Here is a 2,117-nt window from a genome sequence, read left to right as displayed (position 1 = left end):
GAGGTTTCAATTGGTTGTAGAGCTGCTCCGCGATTTCGGGCATCCCGTCCTTGGCCACGAGCGGGAACACTGCTGCTTTGATCGGCGCCATCCTTGGCGTCGATACGGCGTTCCGATCGCACCCGCCTATTGCGGATAGGTGATGGCGGTCACTTCCTGCTCGCGCACGCCCGCCGGCTAGGTGACGTTGCGCACGTCGCCGACCGCCGCGCCCCGCAGTGCACGCGCGAGCGGGGAGCGCCAGCTGATGCGGCCCGCCGTCGCATCCGCCTCATCCTCGCCCACCAGGGTGACGGTGCGTTCGCGTGCGTCCTCGTCGACGATCGTGACGGTCGCGCCGAACCAGGCGCGGCTGCGATTGGCCTGTTGGGCGGGGTCGACGATCGTTACCGCCTTCATCCGCCGCGAAAGATGCGACAGCTCGCGATCGACCTCGCGCAGCCGTTTCCGCCCGTAGATGTAATCTCCATTCTCCGAGCGATCGCCATTGCCGGCGGCCCAGCTGATCGTTTCGACCAGCCGGGGGCGCTCGGTCGTAAAGAGCAGCTCGTACCTTTCACGCAGCGCCCGGAACCCGGCGGGCGTGATGGGGATCGTGTCGCTCACCCGGCGCTGGTCTTGCCGAGATAGTGCGACAGGCGGTTGCGGTCGGGCGCGCGCGACCGGCCGGGATTGAAGAGGTCGTAGACCACCGCATTCTCCAGCACCTTCTGAACGGAATTGCGCGTCTCGCTGAGCGGGATCGCCTCGATCCAGTCCACCACGTCCACCCCCGCCAGACGCGGATCGCCGTTCGCACGGATGAACTTGTTCACGTTGCCGGGACCCGCATTGTAGCTGGCGATCGCGAGCACGTAGCTGCCATTATAGTAGGTCAGCATCCGGTCGAAGAAGCTCGATCCCAAGCGGACATTGTAGCCGATGTCCGCCGTAAGCTTGTTCGGTTCGAACGGCAGGCCGATCTTGCCCGCCTGTTCGCGCGCGGTAGCGGGCATGAGCTGCATCAGTCCGCGCGCGCCCACAGGGCTCATCGCCTCGCGATCGAACTGACTCTCCTGACGGCTGATCGCGTGGATCATGGTCCAGTGGCTTTCCATCGACGGCGGCACCGCGACGGTGGGAAAGCCGACGCGCAGTGGATCGCGCGCGCCCGATGCACGCGCGTTGCGCGACGCGATCACGCCGAGATCGGGGCGGCCGATCGAGCGGGCGAGCTCGGCCGCCAGCACGTGATCGCTGTCGCTTTCGGCATCATTGGCGATCTTCCGCACGAACTGCGTCTGGTCCTTCCACGCGCCGCGCTGGCCGAGCAGGCGCGCGGCGCGCACGATCTCGCGTCGCTCGAACTCCTGCCGCACTTCAGGCGCGATCGGCAGAGCCGGCGTCTCGGCCGGCACGGAGAGGGTGCGATTGAGGCGCTCGGCGGCAAGCTGGCCGTAAAATTGGTCCATGTTCGCGGCGGCGGCGGCATAGTGGACGCCCGAGGCGAGCGTGTCGCCCGCCGCCTGCGCCGCGCGGCCGGCCCAATATTCCCCCTTGGTCTGGCTGCCGGGACTCTGCGACGCCTCGGCATAGCGGCGGAACATCGCCTGCGCGTCCTTGGGGCGGTTGAGCTGCTTGAGCGCGGCCTGTCCCGCCAGCCAGACCAGGCTGGTATAGGGATCGCGCTCCGCCAGCGGCCGGTCGCGGATGGTCAGGCCCGCCGGATAGGCGCGATCGACATTGGCGGCGATGCCGTAGGCGAGGCTCCACTGCTTGTCGGCGGCGGCGGCCCTCGCGAACTCGTACAGCGCACGGATATAGGCCTCGGGATCGCCCGGGGGCGCGGTGAAGGCCAGCGGCTGTGCCAGCATCGAGCGCGCGGTCGACCATTGCTGGGTCGCCTGCAGCCAGCGCGCGCGATCGATCACGAAGCCGGCGTCGCGTTCGGCGGCGGGGCCGAGCGCCTGGGCCTGCGTCCCTGCGTCGGCGGCGCGGGTCTGATAAGCGAGGCGCGCGGCGAACAGTGGGCGCCGCTCGGCCGACACGAATGCGATCTGGCGGAGCGCCGCGATGGTGGCGCGGTTCCACAGCAGCATGTCCATTCGCCGGTCCTGCTCGGCGGGCGTGAACTGGCC

Annotated in this window: 2 protein-coding genes; both read right to left on the bottom strand. The window is 68.7% G+C overall.

Annotated elements, in window-relative coordinates; all coding sequences use genetic code 11:
* Window positions 1-177: 177 nt before the first annotated feature.
* Window positions 178-606: a GreA/GreB family elongation factor gene (locus tag ACOJSF_RS10645; protein WP_420142179.1), complete on the bottom strand. Its 429-nt coding sequence runs from the start codon at window positions 604-606 to the stop codon at window positions 178-180.
* Window positions 603-2,117, bottom strand: a 1,515-nt coding sequence (locus ACOJSF_RS10640; RefSeq protein ID WP_420142178.1) for a lytic transglycosylase domain-containing protein, incomplete at its 5' end; no start/stop codon positions are given. The genes ACOJSF_RS10640 and ACOJSF_RS10645, both read right to left, overlap by 4 nt.

It is taken from the genome of Sphingomonas sp. (assembly GCF_048594985.1).
Classification (GTDB): domain Bacteria; phylum Pseudomonadota; class Alphaproteobacteria; order Sphingomonadales; family Sphingomonadaceae; genus Sphingomonas_I.
Note: the sequence above shows the minus strand (reverse complement) of the source record. Positions and strands in the feature narration are given on the sequence as shown.